This window comes from Azospirillum lipoferum 4B, assembly GCF_000283655.1.
Taxonomy (GTDB): domain Bacteria; phylum Pseudomonadota; class Alphaproteobacteria; order Azospirillales; family Azospirillaceae; genus Azospirillum; species Azospirillum lipoferum_C.
Window position 1 is genome coordinate 228,281 of the sequence record NC_016585.1, and the last position, 22,263, is coordinate 250,543.

The 22,263-nt window shown below is 69.0% G+C and carries 22 protein-coding genes; 13 read left to right on the forward strand and 9 right to left on the reverse strand.

Going from position 1 to position 22,263, the window contains the following annotated elements; all coding sequences use genetic code 11:
* The first annotated feature begins 6 nt into the window (after window positions 1-6).
* Genes AZOLI_RS14780 through AZOLI_RS14790 form a run of 3 tightly spaced genes read left to right on the forward strand, consistent with a single transcriptional unit; the run spans window position 7 to window position 2,685 of the window.
* Complete coding sequence (locus AZOLI_RS14780) at window positions 7-1,371, forward strand: NAD(P)/FAD-dependent oxidoreductase (RefSeq protein WP_014187969.1); 1,365 nt, start codon at window positions 7-9, stop codon at window positions 1,369-1,371.
* Between the two features lie 15 nt (window positions 1,372-1,386).
* On the forward strand, window positions 1,387-1,743 hold the full coding sequence (locus tag AZOLI_RS14785) for a DUF5368 domain-containing protein (protein WP_014187970.1): 357 nt from the start codon (window positions 1,387-1,389) through the stop codon (window positions 1,741-1,743).
* Between the two features lie 24 nt (window positions 1,744-1,767).
* Window positions 1,768-2,685: an alpha/beta hydrolase family protein gene (locus AZOLI_RS14790; protein WP_014187971.1), complete on the forward strand. Its 918-nt coding sequence runs from the start codon at window positions 1,768-1,770 to the stop codon at window positions 2,683-2,685.
* Here AZOLI_RS14790 and AZOLI_RS14795 read toward each other — a convergent pair.
* From AZOLI_RS14795 to AZOLI_RS14805, 3 genes are read right to left on the reverse strand one after another with little or no spacing between them, the layout of a single operon-like run.
* The gene (locus tag AZOLI_RS14795; protein WP_014187972.1) at window positions 2,663-3,100 is read right to left on the reverse strand and encodes a DUF2141 domain-containing protein; all 438 of its coding nucleotides are present in this window, start codon (window positions 3,098-3,100) and stop codon (window positions 2,663-2,665) included. The genes AZOLI_RS14790 and AZOLI_RS14795 overlap by 23 nt on opposite strands.
* Window positions 3,101-3,120: 20 nt before the next feature.
* Complete coding sequence (locus tag AZOLI_RS14800; RefSeq protein WP_014187973.1) at window positions 3,121-3,480, reverse strand: carboxymuconolactone decarboxylase family protein; 360 nt, start codon at window positions 3,478-3,480, stop codon at window positions 3,121-3,123.
* A 29-nt stretch (window positions 3,481-3,509) separates the two neighbouring features.
* Window positions 3,510-3,713: a YgaP family membrane protein gene (locus tag AZOLI_RS14805; RefSeq protein WP_014187974.1), complete on the reverse strand. Its 204-nt coding sequence runs from the start codon at window positions 3,711-3,713 to the stop codon at window positions 3,510-3,512.
* A gap of 234 nt (window positions 3,714-3,947) precedes the next feature.
* On the opposite strand from AZOLI_RS14805, the gene AZOLI_RS14810 reads away from it, so the two are divergent.
* From AZOLI_RS14810 to AZOLI_RS14820, 3 genes are read left to right on the forward strand one after another with little or no spacing between them, the layout of a single operon-like run.
* Entirely contained in the window at window positions 3,948-4,874 is a 927-nt protein-coding gene (locus tag AZOLI_RS14810; RefSeq protein ID WP_014187975.1) for an efflux RND transporter periplasmic adaptor subunit, read from the forward strand.
* Window positions 4,871-8,119, forward strand: coding sequence for an efflux RND transporter permease subunit (locus AZOLI_RS14815; protein ID WP_014187976.1), 3,249 nt, complete (start codon window positions 4,871-4,873; stop codon window positions 8,117-8,119). Before AZOLI_RS14810 ends, AZOLI_RS14815 begins: the two co-directional genes overlap by 4 nt.
* Window positions 8,116-8,487, forward strand: coding sequence for a rhodanese-like domain-containing protein (locus AZOLI_RS14820; RefSeq protein WP_014187977.1), 372 nt, complete (start codon window positions 8,116-8,118; stop codon window positions 8,485-8,487). Before AZOLI_RS14815 ends, AZOLI_RS14820 begins: the two co-directional genes overlap by 4 nt.
* 37 nt (window positions 8,488-8,524) lie before the next feature.
* On the opposite strand, the gene AZOLI_RS14825 is transcribed toward AZOLI_RS14820, so the two are convergent.
* Window positions 8,525-9,472 (reverse strand): LysR substrate-binding domain-containing protein, encoded by a 948-nt coding sequence (locus tag AZOLI_RS14825; protein ID WP_014187978.1) that lies wholly within the window; start codon window positions 9,470-9,472, stop codon window positions 8,525-8,527.
* Window positions 9,473-9,680: 208 nt separating this feature from the next.
* Here AZOLI_RS14825 and AZOLI_RS14830 point away from each other — a divergent pair, with 208 nt between their 5' ends.
* Genes AZOLI_RS14830 through AZOLI_RS14860 form a run of 7 tightly spaced genes read left to right on the forward strand, consistent with a single transcriptional unit; the run spans window position 9,681 to window position 16,104 of the window.
* On the forward strand, window positions 9,681-10,430 hold the full coding sequence (locus tag AZOLI_RS14830; RefSeq protein WP_014187979.1) for an SDR family NAD(P)-dependent oxidoreductase: 750 nt from the start codon (window positions 9,681-9,683) through the stop codon (window positions 10,428-10,430).
* Window positions 10,431-10,437: 7 nt separating this feature from the next.
* Window positions 10,438-11,313, forward strand: a complete 876-nt coding sequence (locus tag AZOLI_RS14835) for a transketolase (protein WP_014187980.1) — start codon at window positions 10,438-10,440, stop codon at window positions 11,311-11,313.
* Window positions 11,268-12,314 (forward strand): transketolase family protein, encoded by a 1,047-nt coding sequence (locus AZOLI_RS14840; protein WP_081505965.1) that lies wholly within the window; start codon window positions 11,268-11,270, stop codon window positions 12,312-12,314. The genes AZOLI_RS14835 and AZOLI_RS14840 overlap by 46 nt, the downstream gene beginning before the upstream one ends.
* 56 nt (window positions 12,315-12,370) lie before the next feature.
* Window positions 12,371-13,354 carry a TRAP transporter substrate-binding protein gene (locus AZOLI_RS14845; RefSeq protein ID WP_014187982.1) on the forward strand — a complete coding sequence of 328 codons (984 nt, stop codon included), beginning with the start codon at window positions 12,371-12,373 and terminating at the stop codon, window positions 13,352-13,354.
* Window positions 13,354-13,914 (forward strand): TRAP transporter small permease, encoded by a 561-nt coding sequence (locus AZOLI_RS14850; protein ID WP_014187983.1) that lies wholly within the window; start codon window positions 13,354-13,356, stop codon window positions 13,912-13,914. The genes AZOLI_RS14845 and AZOLI_RS14850 overlap by 1 nt, the downstream gene beginning before the upstream one ends.
* On the forward strand, window positions 13,911-15,170 hold the full coding sequence (locus AZOLI_RS14855) for a TRAP transporter large permease (protein WP_014187984.1): 1,260 nt from the start codon (window positions 13,911-13,913) through the stop codon (window positions 15,168-15,170). The genes AZOLI_RS14850 and AZOLI_RS14855 overlap by 4 nt, the downstream gene beginning before the upstream one ends.
* A gap of 46 nt (window positions 15,171-15,216) precedes the next feature.
* A complete protein-coding gene (locus tag AZOLI_RS14860; RefSeq protein WP_014187985.1) occupies window positions 15,217-16,104 on the forward strand; it encodes an NAD(P)-dependent oxidoreductase in 888 nt (295 codons plus the stop codon).
* Window positions 16,105-16,126: 22 nt separating this feature from the next.
* On the opposite strand, the gene leuD is transcribed toward AZOLI_RS14860, so the two are convergent.
* Genes leuD through AZOLI_RS14885 form a run of 5 tightly spaced genes read right to left on the reverse strand, consistent with a single transcriptional unit; the run spans window position 16,127 to window position 22,244 of the window.
* Window positions 16,127-16,735, reverse strand: coding sequence for a 3-isopropylmalate dehydratase small subunit (gene leuD, locus AZOLI_RS14865; protein WP_014187986.1), 609 nt, complete (start codon window positions 16,733-16,735; stop codon window positions 16,127-16,129).
* A 1-nt stretch (window position 16,736) separates the two neighbouring features.
* Window positions 16,737-18,158, reverse strand: a complete 1,422-nt coding sequence (leuC, locus tag AZOLI_RS14870; protein WP_014187987.1) for a 3-isopropylmalate dehydratase large subunit — start codon at window positions 18,156-18,158, stop codon at window positions 16,737-16,739.
* The gene (locus tag AZOLI_RS14875) at window positions 18,155-19,564 is read right to left on the reverse strand and encodes an FAD-dependent oxidoreductase (RefSeq protein ID WP_014187988.1); all 1,410 of its coding nucleotides are present in this window, start codon (window positions 19,562-19,564) and stop codon (window positions 18,155-18,157) included. Before AZOLI_RS14875 ends, leuC begins: the two co-directional genes overlap by 4 nt.
* A complete protein-coding gene (locus tag AZOLI_RS14880; RefSeq protein ID WP_014187989.1) occupies window positions 19,561-20,175 on the reverse strand; it encodes a cysteine hydrolase family protein in 615 nt (204 codons plus the stop codon). Before AZOLI_RS14880 ends, AZOLI_RS14875 begins: the two co-directional genes overlap by 4 nt.
* Window positions 20,172-22,244, reverse strand: a complete 2,073-nt coding sequence (locus tag AZOLI_RS14885; protein WP_014187990.1) for a hydantoinase/oxoprolinase family protein — start codon at window positions 22,242-22,244, stop codon at window positions 20,172-20,174. Before AZOLI_RS14885 ends, AZOLI_RS14880 begins: the two co-directional genes overlap by 4 nt.
* Between the last annotated feature and the right edge of the window lie 19 nt (window positions 22,245-22,263).

Below are 22,263 nucleotides of genomic sequence, written 5' to 3' on the forward strand. Positions count from 1 at the left end.
AAGCGCATGACGAAGGAAGTCCCGCCGCGCGATGGGTCGATCTTGGGTTTCGATTCTCCGCTGAGCCGCCGCAAGATGCTGGCGCTGTCCGGTGCCGGCGCGGCGACGCTGATGGCGGTGTCCGCACCCGCCAGGGCGGCGGAGCCGCCGCCGAAGGTCGCGACCAAGGCCCACATCGTCATCGCCGGTGCAGGCGCCGCCGGTCTGGCCGCCGCCGCCCGCCTTGCCGAACGGCTGGACGGTGCGACGATCACGGTGATCGACCGCCGCAAGGAACATTATTATCAGCCGGGCTTCACCCTGGTGGCCGCCGGGCTGAAGCCGCAGGGCTACGTCGTCTCGACGACCGCCGACTATCTTCCCCGCGGCGTCACCCTGATCGAGGAGCAGGTGGCGGAGTTCGACCCGGTGGCGAACAAGGTCGTCACCGACACGGGCCGGGCCATCCGCTACGACTTCCTGATGGTGGCGACGGGACTGCATCTCGACTATGCCGCCATCGAAGGCATGAACACCGATCTGATCGGCAAGGATGGGCTGGGCAGCGTCTATGCCGGTCCGGCCGCCGCCGTGGTGACCTGGAAGGAGATGGCGCGCTTTGCCGAGACCGGCGGTGTCGGCCTGTTCGGCCGTCCGGCCACCGAGATGAAATGTGCGGGCGCGCCGCTGAAATACACCTTCATCACCGACGACTACCTGCGCCGCCATGGCATGCGCGGCAAGTCGGAGCTGATCTACACCGCGCAGAACAAGGGCCTGTTCAGCGTTCCCATCGTCTCCGAGAAAGTGCGGATGCTGTTCCGCGACCGGCAGGTGAAGGTCGCCTATGACCATGTCATGACGGCGATCGATCCCGGCCGCAAGATCGCCACCTACAAGACCCCGACCGGCACGGCCGAATTCAAGTACGACTTCATCAATGTCGTCCCGCCGATGCGGGCCCCGGCCGCCGTGCGCAACAGCCCGCTGCGCTGGCAGGAGGGCGTCTGGGCCGGCGACGGCTGGATGGAGGTGGAGAAGCCGACCCTGCGGCACAAACGCTTCCCCAACGTCTTCGGCATCGGCGACGTGGCGGGCGTTCCGAAGGGCAAGACGGCGGCCAGCGTGAAATGGCAGGTGCCGGTGGCGGTGGACCACCTGATCGCCAGCATCCAGGGCACGACCTCGGCCAGCGTCTACAACGGCTACACCTCCTGTCCGCTGATCACGCGGCTGGGCCGGGCGATGCTTGTGGAATTCGATTACGAGGACAACCTCGTTCCCTCCTTCCCCGGCGTCATTGCGCCGCTGGAGGAGCTGTGGGTGACCTGGGTCATGAAGACCATGGCGCTGAAGCCGACCTATGTGTCGATGCTGCGCGGCCAGGCATAAGCGGAGGACGACAGCATGAAGGAATTCGATCTCGCGGTCTTCCTGGTGGTGTTCCAGGAAATGCTCGGCCCACTTCTGTGGATCCTGCCGGCGCTCGGCATCGCCGGGCTGGCCGCCTTCGTCGCCGTGCTGCTGCACGAAGGCGGGCTGGTCAGCCGCCGGCTGGTCCGGTCCGAGATCGTCGGTGTCCTGGGCGGCTTCGCCGCGCTCGGCCTGATGGCGACGGTGACCATCTCCGGCTTTTCCGACGCCGGCGGGCCGGTGGACTGGCTGCTGGTCGGCCTGATCTGGGGCGTGGGGCTGGTCGGCGCGACCATTCTCGCCTATGCGGTCCAGGGGCTGTTCGCCTGGAAGGCGCCGCACGGGCACTGACGCCGGCATGACCGGAAAGACGCCATGAGCTGGCTGGATCCCGGTCTCGGTCCCGGTACCGGTGCCGCGCTGGCGCTGGCGCTCGGACTTCCGCTGGCCGTCCGGGCGCTGGTGCATCGCGGCTTCCGCATTCCCTGCCGTCCGGAGGTCGGGACGCCCGCCGACGCCGGCCTGCCGTACCGGTCCGCCTCCATCGTCACGGAGCGGGGCCGCCGCCTGTTCGCGTGGCACATCCTGCCGCCGGGGGGCGGCCCGGCTCCCCATCTGGTGGTGATGCACGGCTGGGGCGCCAATGCGGAGGACATGCTGCCGGTCGCCGCACCGTTGCGGCAGGCGGGCTATGGCGTTCTGCTGGTGGATGCGCGCAACCACGGCCGCAGCGACCGGGACGGCCATTCCTCCATGCCGCGCTTCGCCGAGGATCTGGCCCACGCCTTCGACTGGCTGGAACGGCAGCCGGAGGCGAGTCCGGGGCGCATCGCCCTGCTCGGCCATTCGGTGGGGGCCGCAGCGGCGCTGCTGACGGCGGCACGCCTGAGCGAGCCGGCCGCCGTGGTGTCGCTGGCCGCCTTCCGTCATCCGGAAATCGTCATGCGGCGCTTTCTCGCCCTGCATCGCGTGCCTTACCGGCCGCTGGGCTGGCTGATCTGCCGCTATGTGGAGCGTGTGATCGGCGAGCGCTTCGACGGCATCGCACCGGTGAACACGGCGGCGCGTGTCCGCTGCCCGACGCTGGTCCTGCATGGCGCCGACGACTCCATCACGCCGCCGGAGGACTCGGAGGCCATCGCCGCCGCCCTTCCCGAGGGGCTGGGGCGGCTGGCGATCCTGCCCGGCTTCGGCCATGACACGGTGGACCGGATGGAGGAGGTGATGGCCCCTGTCCTGGCCTTCCTAAGCGAGCATCTGTCCGCCCCGCTCAATAGCGCAGCGACAGCTTGAGTTTGGAGCCCGCCGCCGGGAGTGCGAAGGCCGACGCCTCGAAGGAGGGCGGGCCGGTCACCTCGGGATCGTTGCTCAGGGCATAGCCTTCCGTGGGAATCATGCCGAGGAAGCGGTTGAGGTCGCCGCTCGCGTCCTCGTCATGATAGGCCATGATCGCATAGGTGCCGGCGGGGAGGTCGCGGAAGACCACCTCCACCGTGCCGGGCACCGCCGGAACCGTCTGGATGGCGCGGCTCTGCGCCTCCTTGCGGAAGGCGTCCGGGCGGTCGTACAGGACGACCTTCACCTGTCCCGCCGCGTCCCGCACCGGGCCGACCGAAACGGCGAGATCCGCCGCCAATGCCGTGCCGCCCGTGACGATGCCGGCCGCGGCCAGGGTCGCGGCGGCGAGGAGAAGCGCGAGGTGGTTCATGGTCGTCCCCGTCCCATCGATCAGGCCGTGACCTTGGCCTTTTCGGCGAACTGGTCATAGGCTTCCAACGCTTGGGCGGCATACATGACGGAGGGGCCGGCGCCCATATAGACGGCCATGCCCATGGTCTCCATGATCTCCTCGCGGGTGGCGCCCTGCTTCACCGCGGCCTCGGCGTGGAAGGCGACGCAGCCGTCGCAGCGGATGGCGACGGCGATGCCCAGCGCGATCAGCTCCTTCGTCTTGGTGTCGAGCGCGTTCGCCTTAAGCGCCGCCTGGGCGATGCCGGAAAAGGCCTTCATCACCTCCGGCGCGCCGCCGCGCAGTTCGCGGATGGCGCCGGACAGTTCGACCGTCATGTCGGGCCAGTTCTTGTGCATGATCCGTATCCTTCTGTGAGCGGTGGAGATCAGTTGAAGGCGCAGCCGGGGCGGGCGCCGGCCTTCTTCAGCACGATGGCCAGCGGGCAGAAGCCGGTGAAGGCGGCCTGCAGCATGTTCGCGCCGACGAAGGCGGGCAGCCACAGCCACGCCGTGCTGTAAAGTTGCGACAGGGCAAGGCCGGCCAGGATGACGGTTCCGGCGAAGGCCATGACGATGCGGTCGATGTTCATGTGTCCACTCCCAAGAGGGTCCGGCCGGGGCGCCGCCTTGTCCGGCGGGCCGCCAATGCATTCGTTGACGCTAAATTAGATTTATCTTATTAATAGGTCAAGCGTCAAACCGAGAGCCAGAGGCCAGGGCTTCCCATCATGTGCACCCGCAAGAGCGCCTTTCCGGCGCTTCCCATCCTCGCCCTCCTGCTGTGTTGCCTTTCCGCTCCGCTTGCGGCGGCGGAGGAGGGCCGAATGACGGTCGAAAGCCGTCCCGTCGAGGATCTGAAATCCGTGTTCGCCACGGTGGACAGCGTCCGTCAGGCCAAGGCGCGGACCCGGATCGGCGGCACCCTGTCCGGCCTGACGGTGCGGGAAGGCGACCGGGTGGAGGTGGGGCAGGTGATCGCCACCGTCGGCGACCCGAAGCTGCCGTTGCAGATCGCGGCGCTGGATGCCCGCCTGCAGTCGCTCCAGGCGCAGCAGCGTCAGGCGGAGATCGAACTCGACCGTGCCCGCCAGCTGCGCGCCACCGGCATCGGCAGCCAGCAGAAGCTCGACGATGCGACGACCGCGCTCGACGTCGTCCGCGCCCAGATGGCCGCCATGAAGGCCGACCGCGCCGTGGTGGAACAGCAGCTCCGCGAAGGCAACGTGCTGGCCCCGGCGGCCGGCCGGGTGCTGCAGGTGCCGCTGGTCGACGGCGTCGTGGTGCTGCCGGGGGAGGCGGTGGCGACCATCGCCACGGAAAGCTATGTGCTGCGCCTGCGCCTGCCCGAGCGTCACGCCCGCTTCATGAAGCAAGGGGATCCCGTTCTGGTCGGCGCCCGCGGCCTCGCGCCGGACCCAGCGGCGGGCCTCGTCCGCGGAACGGTGCGCCGGGTCTATCCCGAACTGGAGGACGGGCAGGTGGTGGCGGATGCCGAGGTCTCCGGTCTCGGCGACTATTTCGTCGGCGAGCGGGTGCGGGTTCTGGTCGCCACCGGCAGCCGCGAGGCGATTCTCATCCCGCCGGACTATCTGGCCCGGCGGCTGGGCCTGGACATGGTGCGCCTCGCCGATGGGGTCGAGATCCCGGTTCAGGTCGGCCGCCCGGTTCCGGGTGAAGGTTCGAGTGCCATCGAGATCCTGTCCGGCTTGCGGCCCGGCGACGTGATCGTCAAGGCGGGGGCGGCGCGATGAGGCTCGGCCTGTCCGGCTGGCTGACGCGGACCTTCATCCGCTCGCCGCTGACCCCTCTGCTGCTGCTGGCCTCGCTGGTGGTCGGGACGGTCGCCCTGCTCTCCCTCCCGCGCGAGGAGGAGCCGCAGATCAGCGTCCCGATGGTCGAGGTCCATGTCCGCGCCGACGGGCTGCGCGCCGACGATGCGGTGGAGCTGGTGACCAAGCCGCTGGAGGAGATCGTCAAGGCGATCGACGGCGTCGAGCATGTCTACAGCCAGACGATGGACGACGGCGCCGTCGTGACGGCGCGCTTCGTCGTCGGCACGCCCTCCGACAATGCCATCCTGCGCGTGCACGAGAAGCTGCGCGCCAATTACGACCGCATGCCGCTCGGCATTCCGGAACCGCTGGTCGTCGGCCGCGGCATCGACGACGTGGCGATCCTGACGCTGACGCTGTTTCCCCGCGCCGAAGCGGCGGCGCGCTGGGACGACAACGCGCTGTGGACGGCGGCCGACCGCATGCTTGCCGAGCTGGTGAAGACCGAGGATGTCGGCCTGACCTACATCGTCGGCGGCCGGCCGGACCAGATCCGGGTGGAGCCGGACCCGGAACGCCTCGCCCTGGCCGGTGTCACGCTGAACCAGCTGGTCGACAAGGTGAAGAACGCCAACCGCTCCTTCCAGGTCGGACAGCTGCGCTCGCGCGGCGGCAGCCTGCCGGTGGTGGCCGGCCAGACCCTGCAGGGCGTTCCCGACATCGGCCTGCTGCTGCTGACCACGCGCGACGGGCGCCCGGTCTATGTCAAGGACGTCGCCGACGTGATCGTCGGTGCCCGGCCGGAGGAGGCGCGGGCCTGGCACATGGTGCCGGACGGCAAGGGCGGGCTGACCCGCGTGCCGGCGGTGACCATTGCCGTTGCCAAGCGGGCGGGAGCCAACGCCGTGGTCATCGCCGACCATGTGCTGGAGCGTCTGCACTCCCTGCGCTCCGCAGGTCTGCCGCAGGAGCTGGAGGTCGCCGTCACCCGGAACTATGGCGAGACGGCCGACGAGAAGGTGGACGAGCTGCTGTTCCATCTGGCGCTCGCCACGCTGTCCATCGTGCTGCTGGTGGCTGCGGCCATCGGCTGGCGCGAGGGGGCGGTGGTCTTCGTGGTCATCCCCACCACGATCCTGCTGACCATGTTCGCCTCCTGGGCGATGGGCTACACCATCAACCGCGTCAGCCTGTTCGCGCTGATCTTCTCCATCGGCATCCTGGTGGACGACGCCATCGTGGTGGTGGAGAACATCGACCGCCACTGGTCGATGCGCGACGGCCGCTCCCGCATCCAGGCCGCCATCGAGGCGGTGGCCGAGGTCGGCAACCCCACCATCGTCGCCACCCTGACGGTGGTCGCCGCCCTGCTGCCGATGATGTTCGTCTCCGGCATGATGGGGCCGTACATGAGCCCGATCCCGGCCAATGCGTCGGCCGCCATGCTGTTCAGCTTCTTCGTCGCCATGGTGCTGACGCCCTGGCTGATGGTGAAGCTGCGCCGCGGCGAGATGCCGCCCGCGCATGGCGATCATGGGGGCGATCATGGGGGCGGCCATGGCGGACGCCTCGGCCGGCTCTATCTGGCGGCGGCGCGGCCGGTGGTGCGCAGCAAGCGGTCGGCCTGGATCTTCCTGCTGGCGGTGGGCGTCGCCACGCTGGCCTCGCTGCTGCTGTTCTACAGCAAGGACGTGACCGTCAAGCTGCTGCCCTTCGACAACAAGTCGGAGCTTCAGGTGGTCGTTGACCTGCCGGAGGGTGCGTCGCTGGAGGATACGGAGCGCGCGCTGTTCGCCGCCGCCGACCGCATCGCCGGCCTGCCCGAGCTGACCGGCATCCAGGCCTATGCCGGCACCGCGTCTCCCTTCAACTTCAACGGCCTGGTCCGCCAATCCAATCTGCGCCGCCAGCCGGACAAGGGTGACCTGCAGGTCACTCTCGCGGCTCGGACGGAACGGTTGCGTTCCAGCCACGAGGTGGCGATCGACCTGCGCCGGCGGCTTGCCGCCGTGCCCTTCCCGGCGGGGACCGTGGTGAAGGTGGTGGAGGTTCCGCCGGGGCCACCCGTGCTGTCCACGCTGCTGGCCGAGGTCTACGGCCCGGATGCCGACACCCGCCGAAAGACCGCCGCTCTGGTGCGCGAGGCGTTCCGGCAGGTCGATTTCATCGTCGATATCGACGGTACCGTCCGCCAGCCGGGGGAGCGCCTGCGCTTCGCCCTCGACCACGGCAACCTGGATTTCTTCGGCGTGGAGGAGGAGGCGGTCTACGACACGCTGCAGGCGCTGCTCGGCGGCGTGCCGGTCGGCTATTCCCATCGCGGCGCCGGGCGGTTGCCGATGGAGATCTCCGTCCGCCTGCCGAAATCGGACCTGTTCCTGTCGGAGCGCGTGCTGGCGACGCCGGTGCCCGGCCGGCGCGGATCGGTGGAGCTGGGCAACCTCGTCACCATGACCAGGGAGCCGGCCTCCCATCTGGTTTTCCGGCATAACGGCCGCTTTGCCGAGATGGTGCAGGCGGAGCTGGCCGGCAGCTTCGAGGCGCCGATCTACGGCATGCTGGCGGTGCAGGACCGCCTGTCGGAGATCGACTGGCGCGCCGTCGGGCTGGACCGTCCGCCGGAGGTGCGGCTGCACGGCCAGCCGGCGGACGAAACCCGGCCCAGCATCCTGTGGGACGGCGAATGGGAGATCACCTATGTCACCTTCCGCGACATGGGGGCGGCCTTCGCCGTCGCCATCCTCGGCATCTATCTGCTGGTGGTGGCCCAGTTCGGCAGTTTCAAGCTGCCGCTGGTCATCCTGGTCCCGGTGCCGCTGACGCTGATCGGCATCCTGATCGGCCATTGGCTGTTCGCGGCGCCCTTCACCGCAACCTCGATGATCGGCTTCATCGCGCTGGCCGGAATCATCGTCCGCAATTCCATCCTGCTGGTCGATTTCATCCGCCATCTGCGCGACGATCCCAAGGGGAATGACGGCCGTCCGATCCGCGACATCGTGCTGGAGGCCGGGGCGATCCGTTTCAAGCCGATCCTGCTGACGGCGCTGGCCGCGATGATCGGGGCGGCCTTCATTCTGACCGACCCGATCTTCCAGGGGCTGGCGATTTCCATGCTGTTCGGGCTTGCCAGCTCCACCCTGCTGACCGTGCTGGTCATCCCCGCCATCTACGTCGCGCTTCGCGGCGGCACCCCGTCCAAAACCGAGAGGGCAGTACCATGAGCACCGAACACAAGATCGTCGACCTCGACCCCGCGGAAGCGAAGGCGCGGCTGGACCGGGGCGAGGCCGTCCTCGTCGATGTCCGCGAGCCCTACGAATATGGCGCGGAGCGCATTCCCGGCGCGCTGCTCTATCCGCTGGTCACCTTCGATCCGAAGGCGTTCCCGGCCATGTGGGGCGACCGGATGGTGATCCTGCAATGCGGCACCGGCCGCCGTTCCGGCATGGCCGCGCAACGCATGATCGAGGCCGGTGCCGGCACGGTCCATCACGTCAAGGGCGGGCTGAATGCCTGGAAGGAGGCGAAGCTGCCCATCCTCGGCCTCAACCCCACCACCGGCGTGATCGAGCCGAAGTCCTACGGCTGACCGCCTCCGCCTGCCGCCCGCCGCCCGCCGTTCGGGGTCAATCCCCCGCGGCGGGCGTTCCGAGCGAGGTGAGATACTGTTCCTCCCACTGGCGGCAGGCATCCAGCTCGCCGAACAGCCATTGGCGGAACAACCGGATCTTCGGCAGGTCGGCGGTCGATTTCAGCGTGACGAAGCCATGCCCCTGCGCCCGCAGGCCGCGGGTGGGGAAGGGGACGACCAGCTGCCCGGACTGAAGCTCCTGCCGGGCGAGCAGAAGACTGTCCAGGCACACCCCCATGCCGTTCACCGCGGCGTTGATCGCCATGAAGGAGCGGTCGAAACGCAGGCCGCGGTCCATGTCCAGCTGCACGCCGCGGTGCCGGCGCGCCCAGTCGCGCCAGCCGACGATGTTGACCTCCGAATGGATCAGGATGTGGCGGCTGAGATCCTTCGGCTCGCGGATCGGGACCAGCCCGTCCGCCAGCGCGGGCGAACACATCGGCACGATGATGTCTTCCGGGAACTGCTCCAGCATGCAGCCGGCCGGCGGCGGGCCGGGGTTGTAGCGGATGTCCACGTCCACCGCGCCCGCCGTCAGGTCGATGGGCGAGACCGAGGCCTGAAGCCGGATGTCGATGGCCGGGTGCAGCGCCTTCACCCGGTTCAGCCGCGGCATCAGCCATTGGGTGGCGAAGCTGGGCATCGAGCGGACGGTGAGAATCTCTGTTCCGCTGCCGGACGTGGTGACGTTGCGGATGGCGGTCTCCATCCGGGCGAAGGCGCCGACGATCTCGGTGGCGAAGCTGCGCCCGGCATCGGTCAGCGCAACCGACCGGTGCACCCGATGAAACAGCGGCAAGCCAAGCTGTTCCTCCAGGATTTTCACCTGATGGCTGATCGCCGACGGCGTCAGTCCGAGATCCTCCGCCGCAGTCGCGAAGGAACCGAGCCGCGCAGCAGCCTCGAACGCCTGCAAAGCCTTGATCGAGACCCGTTTCCGCATCGCGCCATTTAGATGAATTCTGCTCAACAATGAGCGATCTTATTCGTTTGTCGAATTCATCTCAAGACCATAGGATCACCTCAATCATCGGCTGAACGAATCATCGGTCGGCCGCAGCGAAATCACCACAACCGAGCGAAACCGACGCTCCGCCCGCGGCATGACTTTGGCCGCCACGGCGGAGCCTGCTTCGACAAAGGGAGCGAGCATGCTGCTGTCAAACAAGGTCTGCGTGATCACCGGCGCCGCGTCGCGCCGCGGCATCGGCCGGGCGACCGCGAGGCTTTTCGCGCTGCATGGCGGGCGCGCGATCATCCTGGACCTCGACGGCGCCCAGGCGGCCGAAGCCGCCGCCGAACTGGGCGAGGCTCATCGCGGCTACGCCTGCGACGTGACCGACCGCGACGCCTGCTTCGCCGCCGCGACCCGCGTGGTCGAGGAGTTCGGCCGCATCGACGTGCTGGTCAACAATGCCGGCATCACCCAGCCGCTGAAGTTCATGGAGATCGGCCCGAAGAACTACGAGGCGGTGACCGACGTCAGCCTGCGCGGGACGCTCTACATGAGCCAGGCGGTCGTCCCCCACATGCGGGAGCGCAAGTCCGGCTCCATCGTCTGCATCTCGTCGGTGTCGGCGCAGCGCGGCGGCGGCATCTTCGGCGGCCCGCACTACAGCGCGGCCAAGGCCGGCGTGCTGGGCCTCGCCAAGGCGATGGCGCGCGAACTGGGGCCGGACAATGTCCGCGTCAATTCGGTGACGCCGGGCCTGATCCAGACCGACATCACCGGCGGCAAGCTGACCGACGAGCTGCGGGCGGAAATCCTGAAGGGCATCCCGCTGAACCGCCTGGGCGACGCCGAGGATGTGGCCCGCTCCTGCCTGTTCCTGGCGTCGGAGCTGTCCTCCTACATCACCGGCGCCACGCTCGACGTCAACGGCGGCATGCTGATCCACTGATCCCGAAATGCTGGAGACACCTTCCGTGGACACCGCACTCGACACCACCCCGCTGGGGCACAATGTGCCGCTGGCCGAACGCGCCTACCGCATCCGCCGCAACGCCCTGCTGATGGGCGAGGTGCAGGGGCAGGGCTATATCGGTCAGGCCCTCGACATCGCCGACGTTCTGGCGGTCTCCTATTTCCACGCCATGAAATTCCGGCCCGAGGACCCGCATTGGGAGGAGCGCGACCGCTTCCTGCTGTCCAACGGCCATTACGCCATCGCGCTCTACGCAGCCTTGATCGAGGCCGGCATCGTCCCGGCGGAAGAGCTGGAGACCTACGGCAGCGACGACAGCCGCCTGCCGATGTCGGGCATGGCCAGCTACACGCCGGGCATGGAGATGTCGGGCGGCTCGCTCGGCCTCGGCCTCAGCATCGCGGTCGGCATCGGGCTGGGGCTGAAGCGCAAGAACTCGGCGAGCCGCGTCTACACCCTGTTCTCCGACGGCGAGCTGGACGAGGGGTCGGTGTGGGAAGCCATCATGTCGGCCGCCCACTACAAGCTCGACAACCTGATCGCCATCGTCGACGTCAACAACCAGCAGGCCGACGGCCCCTCCACCCAGGTGATGGCGTTCGAGCCGCTGGTGGACAAGCTGGAGGCCTTCGGCTGGTTCGTCCAGCGGGTGGACGGCAACGATATGGACGCGGTGGTCGCCGCCTTCGACGCCGCCAAGTCGCACCCCGAGGCCAAGCCGCGGATGATCGTCTGCGACACCAAGATGGGCAAGGGCGTGCCCTTCCTCGAAGCCCGCGAAAAGAACCACTTCATCCGCGTCGACGCGCACGAATGGCAGCTGGCGCTCGATGCGCTCGACGCCGGGAGGACCGCATGAGCACCGTTGCGAACACCACCGCAAAGCCGCGCCTGAAGACCTCCGCCATGATCGCCTCGATCGCGGCGGAAGGGCAGCGGACCAAACCGGCGCCCTTCGGCCATACGCTGGTCGAGCTGGCGAAGCAGCGGCCGGAGATCGTCGGCATGACCGCCGATCTCGCCAAATACACCGATCTGCACATCTTCGCCCAGGCCTATCCCGACCGCTTCTATCAGATGGGGATGGCGGAACAGCTGCTGATGGGGGCGGCGTCGGGCATGGCGCATGAGGGCATGATGCCCTTCGTCACCACCTACGCCGTCTTCGCCTCGCGCCGGGCCTATGACTTCGTCCACCAGACGATTGCGGAGGAGAACCGCAACGTCAAGATCGCCTGCGCCCTGCCGGGCCTGACCTCCGGCTACGGCCCCAGCCATCAGGCGGCCGAGGATCTGGCGCTGTTCCGCGCCATGCCGAACATGGTGGTGATCGATCCCTGCGACGCGCACGAGATCGAGCAGGTGGTGCCGGCGATGGCCGCGCATAACGGCCCGGTCTATATGCGGCTGCTGCGCGGCAACGTTCCGCTGGTGCTGGACGAGTACGACTACACATTCGAACTCGGCAAGGCCAAGCTGCTGCGCGACGGCGCCGACGTGCTGGTCATCTCGTCCGGCATCATGACGATGCGGGCGCTGGAGGTGGCGCAGCGGCTGGAGGCCGACAAGGTCGGCGTCGCCGTGCTGCACGTCCCCACCATCAAGCCGCTCGACACCGAGACCATCCTGCGTGAAGCCGGGCGCACCGGCCGCATGGTGGTGGTGGCGGAGAACCACACCGTCATCGGCGGGCTGGGCGAGGCGGTGGCCGGCACCCTGCTGCGCGGCGGCGTCGCCCCGGTCTTCCGCCAGATCGGCCTGCCCGACGAGTTCCTGAGGGCCGGCGCCCTGCCGACCCTGCACGACCTCTACGGCATCTCCACCGACGCCATGGCGGCCAGCATCAAGGGCTGGCTCTGAGACAAGCGTTCAGCCGACCCGATCAACCAACAAACGTCCATAGGGAGAGGAATCCGATGAAGAAGCTGCTCTTGTCGCTGATGGTGGGCACCGCCCTGGTCGCGTCGCCCGCCGCCTGGGCCCAGCAGGTCCTGCGTCTGGCCCACAACGCGGCCCCCGGCAACCCGAAGGCGGAAGCCTCGCTGAAGTTCGCGGAACTCGTCGCCCAGAAGACGCAGGGCCGGGTGAAGATCGAGGTCGGCGGCAGCGCCCAGTATGGCGACGACGTCGAGGCGCTGACCAGCATGCGCCTGGGCACGCTGGCCTTCAGCGCCAACTCGCAGGGGACCACCTCGGGCGTCGTGCCGGAATATGCCGTGCTGGGCCTGCCCTTCCTGTTCCAGTCGCTGCCGCAGGCCTGGAAGGTGCTGGACGGCCCGGTGGCGAAGAAGCTGGACGACGCGTCGAAGACCAAGGGTCTGGTGCTGCTGGCGATGTGGGACAACGGCATCCGCCAGGTTTCCAACAACACCCGCCCGATCACCAAGCCGGAGGATCTGGCCGGCATCAAGATCCGCACGCCGCCGGATCCGATGACCGTCGACATCTTCAAGGCTCTGGGCGCCAACCCGACGCCGCTGGCCTTCTCCGAACTCTACATCGCGCTCCAGCAGGGCGTGGTGGACGGGCAGGAGAATCCGCTGACCAACATCCATTCTTCCAAGCTGTTCGAGGTGCAGAAATACATCTCGCTGACCGGCCACAAGTATGAGGCGACCCCGCTGCTGGCCAGCAAAATGGTGTTCGACACCTTCTCGAAGGCCGATCAGCAGGCGGTGCTGGAGGCGGCGGCGGAAGCCGGCAAGCTGAACCGCGAGATGTCGGCCAAGGCCGACAAGGAATTGCGGTCGAAGATGGAGGACGCGGGCGTGAAGTTCAACACGGTGGATCCGGCGCCCTTCGTCGCCAAGACCAAGTCGGTCTACGACAAGTGGGAGAAGCAGTTCCCCGAGCTGGTGGCGCTGGTCCGCAAGGAAGCTGCGGCCGGGGCGGCGCCGTGATGACGGTTTCCCACGAGCGGGAGCATGAGGTGGCGGGACTTCCCGCCACCCTTCTCCAGGCGGCGGACGGCGCGATTTCCGCCAGCGCCGCGGCCGTGGCGATCCTGTCCCTGGTCGTGCTGTTCCTGTCGCTGGGGGCCGAGGTCGTGGTCCGCTATCTGACCACCCAGGGCATGGGCTGGCCGTCGGAGCTGCCGAACCTGCTGTTCCCCTGGCTGGTGATGGGCGGTGTGGTGCTGGCGGCACAGAAGGGCGCGCACATCTCGGTCACGCTGCTGCTGGACATGCTTCCGCGCACCGCGGCGCGGTCGCTGCTGCTGGCGATGCAGGTGGTGGTGGCAGCGACCTTCTTTTATCTCGCCTATATCGGCCTCGCCGTCATCGAGATCACCGGCAGCGAGGTCTATCCGGTGACGGGCGTCAGCGCCCGCTGGGCCTACCTGTCGCTGATCGCCGGCTTCGTCGGGGTCGGGCTGACCGCCGTCACCACCTTCCTGCGCCTTCTGATCGCCGAGGATCCGCGGTCCGTCCGCGCCCATGTGTCGGAGGAAGAGCTATGACCGTCGTGATGGTCGCCGTTTTCGCCCTTCTCCTGCTGCTCTCCTTTCCAGTCGGCTATGCGCTGGTCATCAGTTCCGGTGCCGCCGTGATGACGATGGGCTCCGTTCCCACCGTCATCTCCGTCATCAAGCTGTTCCAGCCGACCCAGAGCTTCCCGCTGCTGGCGATCCCCTTCTTCATCCTGTCCGGCGCGCTGATGATGAGCGGCACGCTGGGCCAGAAGCTGGTGCGCTTCGCCGCCGCGCTGGTCGGGCGCTATCCCGGCGGACTGGCGCAGGTCACCGTCGTCGGCTCCACCATCTTCGGCGGCGTGTCCGGCTCCGCCGTGGCCGAGGCGTCGGCGCTGGGCTCCATGCTGATCCCCTGGCAGAAGCGCGAGGGCTATCCCGCCGCCTTCGGCGCCGCGGCAACCGCCTCCTCGTCGGTGATCGCCGGGCTGATCCCGCCCTCGATCCCGCTGATCCTCTATGCGGCGGTGTCGAACGCCTCCATCGCCTCGCTGTTCCTCGCCGGCATCCTGCCGGGCCTGATGCTGGCCGGCGGCATGATGATCGTCTGCTATGTCAGCGGCCGCATGCGCAACTTCCCCCTGCTGAAGAGCGAGGGCGGGCTGCGGGCGCTGGGGACCGCCACCGTCGCGGCGCTGCCGGCGCTGCTGATGCCGGCCTTCATCCTGGTGCTGCTGCGCTTCGGCATCGCCACCCCGACCGAGGTCAGCGTCATCGCCGTCGCCTATGCCCTGCTGGTGAGCATCCTGATCTACCGCGACCTGACGGTGAAGCGCATCTACGCCGCGCTGATGGGAACGGTCGTGACCACGGGCGTGGTCATGCTGGTCATCGCCGCCTCCAACCTCGTCGGCTATGTGCTGATCACCGAAGCCATCCCGAACGCGGTCGCCGGTTATGCGGAAAGCGTGCTGAAGGAGCCGTGGCTGATCATCCTGGCGATGAACCTGATCATGCTGGTGGTCGGCATGTTCCTCGACCTGCCGGCGGCGATCCTGCTGCTGGGCCCCACCTTCGTCGCGGTCGGCAGCGCCATCGGCATGGACACGATCCAGCTCGGCATCATGATGGCGGTCAATCTCAGCATCGGCCTGTTCACTCCGCCCATCGGTACCACCCTGTTCATCTCCGCCGCCATCTCCCGCGAGCCCATCGGCGCCATCGTGCGCGAGCTGTGGCCCTTCTATCTGGTGGCGCTGATCGTGCTGGGGCTGGTGTCCTACGTGCCGGCGACGATCCTGTACTGAGCCGGCCGTACCTCCATCCAAGGCCCATTCCAAGGACATTCAAGCGATGACGACAGTCGGTTTCATCGGCCTCGGCTCCATGGGCATGCCCATGGCCCGCAATCTGCTGGCGAAGGGCTTCCGGGTCCGGGGCTTCGACATGCGGGCCGAAAGCGTGCAGGCGCTGGAGAGCGTGGGCGGGACCAGCGCCTCCAGCGCCGCCGGGGCCGCGGCGGGGGCGGACGCGCTGGTGCTGATGGTGGTCAATGCCGCCCAGGCCGACGCCGCCCTCTTCGCCGACGGCGCGCTGGAGGCCCTGCCGGCCGGCGCGGCGGTGATCCTGATGGCGACCTGTCCGCCGGGCGCAGTCGCCGCCCTGGCGCAGCGGGTGGAGGCGGCCGGGCGCCGCTTCGTCGATGCCCCCGTCTCCGGCGGGGTGGTGGGTGCGGTCGCCGGCACGCTGTCGATCATGGCGGCGGCTCCGGCGGAGACGGTGCAGCGGGTGCGCCCGGTCCTGGCCGCCATGGGCGACAAGGTGTTCCACGTCGGCGAAAGGCCGGGGCAGGGTGCCACGGTGAAGACCGTCAACCAGCTGCTGTGCGGTGTCCACATCGCCGTGGTGGCGGAGGCCTTCGCGCTGGCCGCCAAGGTCGGCGTCGATCTGAAGGTCCTGCTGGAAATCATGAGCGGGTCGGCGGCATCGAGCTGGATGCTGAAGGACCGCGGGCCCCGCATGCTGGAGGCGGAGCCCGGCATCACCAGCGCCGTCGACATCTTCGTCAAGGATCTCGGCATCGTGCTGGAGGCCGGGCGCGACGCCAAGGCAGCCCTGCCGCTGGCCGCCGTCGCCCATCAGATGTTCCTGGCGACCTCCGGCCGCGGCGAAGGGTCGATGGACGACAGCCAGGTGATCCGCAGCTACCACGCGGTCAACGGCACGCCCTTGCCGCGCTGAGACTGAGGTCCGGGAGCCCTTCTCAGGCCCCCGGCACCACCCCCGGCACCACCCACGGCCGGGCCTGGGCGTCCGACCGGTCGAAGGCGTCGATGGCATCCTGATGGCGCAGGGTCAGCGCCACGTCATCCAGGCCCTCGACAAGGCATTCCTTCTTGAAGGGGTCGATGGCGAAGGACAGCGCCCGCCGGTCCGGGCCAGTCAAGGTCTGGGCCGGCAGATCGACCGTGACGACGGCACCCGGTTTCTCCTGAAGCTGGCGGCGCAGCGTCGCCACCGCATCCTCCGGCAGGGTGATGGTCAGCAGGCCGTTCTTGGCGGCGTTTGCGGCGAAGATGTCGCCGAAGCTGGGCGCGACGACGCAGCGGAAGCCGCCATCCACCAGTGCATAGACCGCCCCCTCCCGCGAGGAGCCGCAGCCGAAATTGCGGTCGCTCACCAGGACGCGCGCACCGGCATAGGCCGGGTCGTCGAGCGGGAAGCCCGGCTTGCGCTCGTCATGGAACAGGAAGTTGCCGTAGCCGGCGCTGCGCGGCTTCTTCAGGAAGCGGGCGGGCAGAAGCTGGTCGGTGTCGATGTTGGCGATGTCGAGCGGCACCGCCAGCGCGGTCAGCGTGACGAAGGGGTCCATTCTATGACGCTCCCAGCTTGCGGACATCCAGCTTTCTGACATCGGTGAGCCTGCCGGTCGCGGCGGCGGCGGCAGCCATCGCCGGGCTCATCAGATGGGTGCGGGCGTTCGGCCCCTGGCGGCCGGGGAAGTTGCGGTTGGTGGTGGAGGCGCAGCGCTCCCCCGCCGGAACGAGGTCGCCGTTGATGCCCACGCACATGGAGCAGCCGGGCTCCCCCCAGTCCAGACCGGCGTCGATGAACACGCGGTCCAGCCCCTCAGCCTCCGCCTGACGGCGCACCGGGACCGAGCCCGGAACCACCAGCCCCGGCACCACGGCGCGACGGCCGCGCAGCACCGCGGCGGCGGCGCGCAGATCCTCCAGACGGGCATTGGTGCAGGAGCCGATGAAGACGCGGTCGATGGGCACATCCTCCAGCGCCATGCCGGGGGCGAGACCCATGTAATCCAGCATCTTGCGCATCTGGCCGGCGCGCACCGGGTCGGCCTCGGCTCCGGGATCGGGAACCGCCGCCGTCACCGGCACCGCGGTTTCCGGGCTGGTGCCCCAAGTCACCGCCGGGGCGATGGCGGCGGCGTCCAGCGTCACCTCGCGGTCGAAGACGGCGCCGTCGTCGCTGGGCAGGGTCCGCCAATGCTTCACGGCCCGGTCGAACAGCGCGCCCTTGGGGGCGTAATGCCGTCCCTCGATCCAGGCGAAGCTGGTGTCGTCGGGGGCGATCATGCCGGCCCGCGCGCCGGCCTCGATCGACATGTTGCAGACGGTCAGCCGGCCTTCCATCGACAGGGCGCGGATGGCGCTGCCGGAATATTCGATGACATGGCCGGCGGCCCCGTCGGCGCCGATGACGGCGATCACCGCCAGGATCAGGTCCTTGGCCGTCACATGCGGCCCCAGCACCCCGTCCACGGTGATCCGCATGGTCTTGGGCCGGCGCTGCCACAGGGTCTGGGTCGCCAGCACATGCGACACCTCGGTTGCGCCGATGCCGAAGGCCAGCGCGCCGAAAGCGCCATGGGTGGAGGTGTGGCTGTCGCCGCAGACGATGGTCAGGCCGGGCAGGGTCAGCCCCTGTTCCGGCGCCAGCACATGGACGATGCCCTGCGCCGGGTCGTGCAGGCCGAAATGGCGCAGGCCGTGACGGCCGGCATTCGCCTCCAGCATCGTCACCATGTTGGCGATCTCGGGGTCGGCAATCGGCTTGGCCCGGCTGTGCGAGGGCACGTAATGGTCGGCGACGGCGAAGGTCAGCTCCGGCCGGCGCACCTTGCGGCCGGCATGGTCGATCATGCCGAAGGCGTGGAAGGAGCCCTCGTGCAGGAAATGACGGTCGATGGCGAGCAGGGCCTGACCGTCGGGCCGGGTCGCCACGACATGGGCGTCCCAGACCTTTTCGAACAGGCTGCGTGGCTGCGAGGTCATCGGTTGGTTTCCTCCTTTGCGGCGCTTGCTGCGGCGGAGCCGGCGATGCGCCCGAGCGCCACCGCGGTCAGCAGGCCGTTGCCGGACAGATAGCCGGACGCCTTGGATCCCGACACGCCGCAGGCAGCCCCGCCGGCGGCATAGAGGTTGGGCAGGCGCGCGCCATTGCCGTCCAGAACGCGCGCTTCGTCATCGACGACCAGCCCGCCCTGGGTGTGGAACAGCGCGCCGGTAACGCGGACGGCGCGGTAGGGCGGGACCAACGGGGCCGCGCCGGTGAAGTCGCGGCCGAAGCAGTCGGTTCCGCCAGTCGCTTTCAACCGGTCGATGTCTGCCAGCGTTGCGGTGAGGGCGTCCGCGTCGATCCTCATCAGCCGGGCAAGCTCGGCGGGGGTGTCGGCGCTCAGCACCGCGCCCATCGCCTCGGCCTGCCGGAAATCCTCGAACTGGCGGGCGATGGCGGCGATGCGCTCGTCGAACACGGTCCAGGCGATGCCGTCGGGCTGGCGCAGCACGATGGCGGCCTGTTCCGAATAGCCCTGCGCCTCGTTGGAGAAGCGCTGGCCTTGCGCATTCACCTGCACGCCGCCCTCGGTGATCGTCGCCCAGGTGACGAGGATGCCGGCGGGATGGGCGACGGAGCCGTGGCCCTGGTGTCCCGACAGGTGCCGGGTGGCGGCGCCCAGCGCCTCGCCCCACAGCAGTGCGTCGCCCTGGTTGCCGGGATGGCCGAAATAGAGCGCGTCGGCCAGTTCCGGCACATGGCGCTCGACCAGCGCCCTGTTGCCGCCATAGCCGTTGCAGGCGAGGATCAGTGCGCCGCAGCCGACCCGCTCGACGCTGCCGTCCGGACGGGTAATCTCGACGCCGCGAACCAGCGCGCCGTCGGCATAGAGCGCGGTGACATGCGCCTCGCACAGCACGTCGATGCCGGCGGTCTCCACCGCACCGCGCAGGCGGTCGATCAGCTCCGCTCCCGACCGGCTGGGCAGCCCGTGCATACGGCGGGCGCTGTGGCCGGGATAGCTGAAATTGTCCACCACCGAGAAGGGCAGGCCGTAGCGGTCGGCCAGCCATTCCAGCGCCGGCCCTACGGCCTGCGCGACGCGGGCGACCGCGGCCGGGTCGGGTTCGCCCTTCGCCTTGGCGATGATGTCGGCGGCGAAGCGTTCCGGGCTGTCCTCGATCCCGGCGTCGCGCTGCCAGCGGGTGCCCGGCGCCGGGACCAGCCCGGCCGACAGGGCGGTGGAGCCCTGGGGCAGCGCATCGCGTTCCAGCACCAGTACGCCCGCGCCCTGCTCGTGGGCGGCCAGCGCCGCGACCATGCCGGCCGCCCCGCCGCCGATCACCACCACGGGGACGGTGAACTCGAACTCCACGCCGTCGGCGGGCAGGATGCGGCTCATGAGCTTGCCACCTCCACCATCATGCGGGCGACGGTCGCCACCCGGCAGATCGGGCGCAGGGCGGCGACGGAGACCTCATGCACCTCGCGGCTGAAGGCGGCGGTGCCGTCCTCCAGCAGAATGGCGTCGAACTCGCGGACATGGGCGTCGCGCACGGTCGAAGCGACGCCGCCATTGGTGACGATGCCGCAGACCAGCAGCCGCTCCACCCCGCATTTTGCCAGCACCCATTCCAGCCGCGACATGTAGAAGGCGGAATAGGCGACCTTTTCCACCTCCACATCGACGGGCTGCAGCGCGTCCACCGTGCGATGCCCCCAGCTGCCCGGCTTGAAGTCGCCCTTGGCCAGGAAGGGGCGCAGCGTCTTCAGGTGGGGCGAGATCATCGGCTCGCCGCCGCGGCCGGGCACCAGCGTGAAGTTGGTGGAGATCACCCAGCCGCCGCGCGAGCGCAGCAGGTCGGCCAGCGGCTTCACCCGCTCCGGCAGCGCCAGGATCTCCGGCGCCGTCTGTCCGGCGCGGCCATAGGCGCCGTTGGGATGGAGGAAGTCGTTCTGAAGGTCGCAGACCAGCAGGGCGGTGCGCTCGACAGGAATCCCGGTGGTGCTCATCGGGCGCTCCTTTCCACGATGACGTTGCCGTAGCCGTCGACGCGGGCGGACAGGTCAGGGTCGATGACGGTGGTGGCGTCCGGCTGTTCCAGGATCGCCGGCCCCTGGATCGCCGTGCCGACCGGCAGGTCGAGGCGGTTGTAGACGGCAGTCTCGTGCCAAGCCCCGTCGAACCACACCGGCCGCGACCCGGCATAGGCGCCCTCCACCGTCGTCCCGGCGGCCGGAGCCAGCGTGGAGAGGTCGAAATGCGGACGGCGGCCGATGGCGGCGGTGCGCAGATTGACGATCTTGGCGCCGACGCCCGGCAGCAGCCGGCTGAAGGACGCCTGATAGGCCCGCTCGAAGGCGGCGCGGATGGTCGCCTCGTCGATCCCGGTGGTGCCGTTCTCCACCGACACCGGCAGCGGCACGGCGACCGTGTGGGTCTGGCCGATGTAATGCATGTCGAGTTCGAAAACGAGGTCGATGCGTTCGACGCTGAGCCCTGCGGACTCCACCACGGCGCGGGCCGCTGCCGCCTCCTCCACCATGCGGCGGTCGAGCGATCCGGCGTCGATGCCCGCCAGCGGCAGGTTCACCGTCTGCACCTGATCGTGGCGGATGTCGGCGATGACACAGCCGAGTGCGGAGGTCACGCCAGGGAAGCGCGGCACCAGCGCCGCTTTCAAGCCGACCTCCTTGATCAGCGCGCCGACATGCAGCGCCCCGCCGCCGCCGAAGGGCACGGCGGCGAATTTGGCTGGGTCATGGCCGCGCTCGATGGAGACGAGGCGGATGGCGCCGGCCATCTTGCTGTTGGCGATGCGCACCACCGCTTCCGCCGCCGCCATGACGTCGAGGCCGAGCGGCTCCGCCACATGGGTGGCGATGGCGGTGCGGGCTGCATCGACGTCGAGGCGCGCCAGCTTGCCGCCGATGGGGCGCTCGGCATTGATGCGGCCGAGCAGCACATTGGCGTCGGTCAGGGTCGGGCGGGTGTTGCCCTGGCCGTAGCAGACCGGCCCCGGCCTGGAACCGGCGCTCTCCGGCCCGACCTGCAGCATGCCGCCGGGATCGACCCCGGCGATGGAGCCGCCGCCGGCGCCGATGGTGGTGATCTCGATCATCGGCGTGCGGACGACCAGACCGAAATCGATGGTGGTCTGGGCGGCAAGCATGGTGTGCCCCTCCACCACCAGCGACACGTCGAAGCTGGTGCCGCCGAGGTCGCCGGTGATGACGTTGGGGAAACCCGCCGCCTTGGAGATCGCCGCCGCGGCGATGACGCCCGCCGCCGGCCCCGACAGGGCGGTGCGCACCGGCAGGCGCCGCGCGGTGTCGGTGGACATCACGCCGCCGTTCGACTGGACGATGTGGAAGCGGCCGCCGAACCCCTCCCCCGCCAGTGCGTTGTCGAGCTTGGCGAGATAACTGCCGACCACCGGCTGGAGATAGGCGTTCAGCGCGGTGGTGGAGGTGCGTTCGAATTCGCGGATTTCCGGCAGGATGCGGGACGAGCATTCCAGGTTGGCGTTCGGCCAGACCTCGCGTGCGGCCGCCAGCGCCGCCAGCTCGTTGGCCGGGTTGGCATAGGCGTTGATGAAGACGATGGCGAGCGCCTCCGCCCCCTGGTCGGCGAGTTTGCGGGCGCAAGCGCGGACCTCCTCCGGGTCGATCTCGGTGCGGATGGTGCCGTCCGCCAGCGTGCGCTCCGCCACCTCCAGCCGCATGTCGCGGTCGACCACGGGCACGAAATCGCCCCACAGGCCCCAGGTGTGGCGTCGGTCGCGACGGCGCATCTCCAGCACGTCGCGGAAGCCGGCGGTGGTGATCAACCCGACCTTGGCGCCCTTGCGCTCCAGCAGAGCGTTGGTGCCGACGGTGGTGCCGTGGACGATGGAGCCCAGTTCCGCAACCGGACCGAAGCTCTGCAGGCCGGCGAGGAAACCGACCGCCTCGTCGCCGCGGTTGGACGGGACCTTGGCAGTGCGGAAGCTGCCGCGCGCCTCGTCGTAATGGAACAGGTCGGTGAAGGTGCCGCCGACATCGACGCCGACGATTGCACCCTTGGAGATACCGTTGCTCATGGTCTTGGATCCCGGAATC

What these genes read in the sequence shown, in the direction of transcription:
- leuC (WP_014187987.1), bottom strand. Translation starts at nt 18,158, where the DNA reads ATGACCTCGCAGCCACGCAGCCTGTTCGAAAAGGTCTGGGACGCCCAT.
- AZOLI_RS14805 (WP_014187974.1), bottom strand. Translation starts at nt 3,713, where the DNA reads ATGAACATCGACCGCATCGTCATGGCCTTCGCCGGAACCGTCATCCTG.
- AZOLI_RS14780 (WP_014187969.1), top strand. Translation starts at nt 7, where the DNA reads ATGACGAAGGAAGTCCCGCCGCGCGATGGGTCGATCTTGGGTTTCGAT.
- AZOLI_RS14850 (WP_014187983.1), top strand. Translation starts at nt 13,354, where the DNA reads ATGACGGTTTCCCACGAGCGGGAGCATGAGGTGGCGGGACTTCCCGCC.
- AZOLI_RS14860 (WP_014187985.1), top strand. Translation starts at nt 15,217, where the DNA reads ATGACGACAGTCGGTTTCATCGGCCTCGGCTCCATGGGCATGCCCATG.
- AZOLI_RS14830 (WP_014187979.1), top strand. Translation starts at nt 9,681, where the DNA reads ATGCTGCTGTCAAACAAGGTCTGCGTGATCACCGGCGCCGCGTCGCGC.
- AZOLI_RS14840 (WP_081505965.1), top strand. Translation starts at nt 11,268, where the DNA reads ATGGCAGCTGGCGCTCGATGCGCTCGACGCCGGGAGGACCGCATGAGC.
- AZOLI_RS14835 (WP_014187980.1), top strand. Translation starts at nt 10,438, where the DNA reads ATGCTGGAGACACCTTCCGTGGACACCGCACTCGACACCACCCCGCTG.
- AZOLI_RS14790 (WP_014187971.1), top strand. Translation starts at nt 1,768, where the DNA reads ATGAGCTGGCTGGATCCCGGTCTCGGTCCCGGTACCGGTGCCGCGCTG.
- AZOLI_RS14810 (WP_014187975.1), top strand. Translation starts at nt 3,948, where the DNA reads ATGACGGTCGAAAGCCGTCCCGTCGAGGATCTGAAATCCGTGTTCGCC.
- AZOLI_RS14795 (WP_014187972.1), bottom strand. Translation starts at nt 3,100, where the DNA reads ATGAACCACCTCGCGCTTCTCCTCGCCGCCGCGACCCTGGCCGCGGCC.
- AZOLI_RS14845 (WP_014187982.1), top strand. Translation starts at nt 12,371, where the DNA reads ATGAAGAAGCTGCTCTTGTCGCTGATGGTGGGCACCGCCCTGGTCGCG.
- AZOLI_RS14880 (WP_014187989.1), bottom strand. Translation starts at nt 20,175, where the DNA reads ATGAGCACCACCGGGATTCCTGTCGAGCGCACCGCCCTGCTGGTCTGC.
- AZOLI_RS14820 (WP_014187977.1), top strand. Translation starts at nt 8,116, where the DNA reads ATGAGCACCGAACACAAGATCGTCGACCTCGACCCCGCGGAAGCGAAG.
- leuD (WP_014187986.1), bottom strand. Translation starts at nt 16,735, where the DNA reads ATGGACCCCTTCGTCACGCTGACCGCGCTGGCGGTGCCGCTCGACATC.
- AZOLI_RS14800 (WP_014187973.1), bottom strand. Translation starts at nt 3,480, where the DNA reads ATGCACAAGAACTGGCCCGACATGACGGTCGAACTGTCCGGCGCCATC.
- AZOLI_RS14875 (WP_014187988.1), bottom strand. Translation starts at nt 19,564, where the DNA reads ATGAGCCGCATCCTGCCCGCCGACGGCGTGGAGTTCGAGTTCACCGTC.
- AZOLI_RS14825 (WP_014187978.1), bottom strand. Translation starts at nt 9,472, where the DNA reads ATGCGGAAACGGGTCTCGATCAAGGCTTTGCAGGCGTTCGAGGCTGCT.
- AZOLI_RS14885 (WP_014187990.1), bottom strand. Translation starts at nt 22,244, where the DNA reads ATGAGCAACGGTATCTCCAAGGGTGCAATCGTCGGCGTCGATGTCGGC.
- AZOLI_RS14785 (WP_014187970.1), top strand. Translation starts at nt 1,387, where the DNA reads ATGAAGGAATTCGATCTCGCGGTCTTCCTGGTGGTGTTCCAGGAAATG.
- AZOLI_RS14815 (WP_014187976.1), top strand. Translation starts at nt 4,871, where the DNA reads ATGAGGCTCGGCCTGTCCGGCTGGCTGACGCGGACCTTCATCCGCTCG.
- AZOLI_RS14855 (WP_014187984.1), top strand. Translation starts at nt 13,911, where the DNA reads ATGACCGTCGTGATGGTCGCCGTTTTCGCCCTTCTCCTGCTGCTCTCC.